Below are 1,789 nucleotides of genomic sequence, written 5' to 3'. Positions count from 1 at the left end.
ACCAATGTGTATGATCCCTTAAACAGACTCATAGAAAAAAGAGATCCTTACACTACAATACAAAAGTTAGAGTACAACAAAAACAGCAAACAGATAAAATCAACAGATGCATTGGGTAATGAAACCCACTACATATATGACAAAAACAACAGACTCATTGCAACCATAGATCCGGAGGGCCATACAACAAGCCAGTCCTATGATGATGTTGGCAATATCATCGCCAAAACAAACGGCAGAAATATTACCACGACATATAGATTTGATGAATACAACCGGTTGGCAGAGGTAATAAACCCAAAGTCGGAGAAAACAACCTATACCTACGACTTAAACGGAAACAAGTTGACCCAGACCGACGGAAACGGAAACACAACCTCCTATGAATACAACGCTGCAAATAAGGTTATCAGGAAAATAGATCAGGGGGGAAGAATAGGTACACCGGGGAAATATACATATCTGGATGCCAAAACAGAAAAGTACACCTATTTTGCAGACGGCAGCATGGAGACAAAGACCGACAAAAACGGAAAACAGACCGTATATTCCTACGACATACATGGTAGACTTACCAGAAAAACGATAGGAGAAGCTGCAATCAGCTATACCTATGACAACAATGACAACCAGCTCACCATGACAGATAAAACAGGTACAACCACAAGAACCTATGACGAGGAAAACAGAGTAACAACCAAAAAAGCACCCGGCTTCGGTACAACTACCTACACCTATGATAATACTGAGGGCGGAGGTTTGTACTTTGAAACTACTGAGGATTTCAAGCACAATCTTACGAAAAAAGTATATGACAAAGCGGGCAGACTTTTTCGAGGTGATATCAGACGGAAAGACCACAACATATGAGTATTACGGCAACGGCAGCAGAAAAACCGTAACCTACAGTGACGGAGCAAAAGAGGAATACAACTACTACAAGGACGGACTAAATAAAACACTCACAAACAAAAAAGCTGACGGAACAGTAATAGATACTTACAGTTATACCTATGACGCAGCCCACAACCAGACTACAAAGACAGACAGAAAAGGAACTACTAGCTACAACTACGACAGTCTTAACAGACTTGAAAAGGTAACGGAGCCAAACGGCAGGACAACCAACTACACCTTTGACAAGGCAGGAAACAGGCTTACAGAAACCATGCTGGCAGGTGCGGTCTCTGTAACCACAACATATACCTACAACGAGCAGAACAGACTTGTATCAACCGTAAAGAGAAGCGGCACCGAAACAATAACCGACACATACAGGTTCGACAACAATGGTAACACAGTCTCAAAAACAACAGAAACCATAAAACCGGTTGCCACGTCTACATCAGGTGGATTCAGTTTGGAAAAGTCAGGCCAGAGTACAACAAGCAATGTAACTTACTATCGGTTCGATGTCTGGAACCAACTGATAAAAACCACTGCAGGGAAGAAAACTGCAACTTATTCCTATAACGGGGAAGGCTACAGGGTGTCCAAGACCGAAAACGAGCGTACCACAAACTACCTGTATGAAGCTGACAAGGTAGTACTGGAAACAGACGTAGAAGGCAACGAGACAGCCAGAAACATATATGGAACAAATCTCCTGACAAGAACTGCACAAAATGATACAATGAACTATATGTACAACGGCCACGGAGACGTAACCGCATTAGTTGGAGAAAACGGGGCAATCCAAGCAACCTACTACTACGACGCCTTCGGAAACATAATAGAGCAGACGGGAGATGTTAACAACAACATAACCTACGCTGGCTACCAGTACGAC

Annotated in this window: 2 pseudogenes; both read left to right on the top strand. The window is 42.6% G+C overall.

Annotated features, from left to right (window positions below):
* A pseudogene (locus L323_RS41845) lies at positions 1-870 on the top strand (S8 family serine peptidase); the annotation flags it as partial.
* A pseudogene (locus L323_RS41840) lies at positions 767-1,789 on the top strand (S8 family serine peptidase); the annotation flags it as partial. The pseudogenes L323_RS41845 and L323_RS41840, both read left to right, overlap by 104 nt.

The organism is Ruminiclostridium papyrosolvens C7 (assembly GCF_000421965.1).
Classification (GTDB): Bacteria; Bacillota; Clostridia; order Acetivibrionales; family DSM-1351; genus Ruminiclostridium; species Ruminiclostridium papyrosolvens_A.
This window is presented reverse-complemented; position numbering and strand designations above follow the sequence as displayed.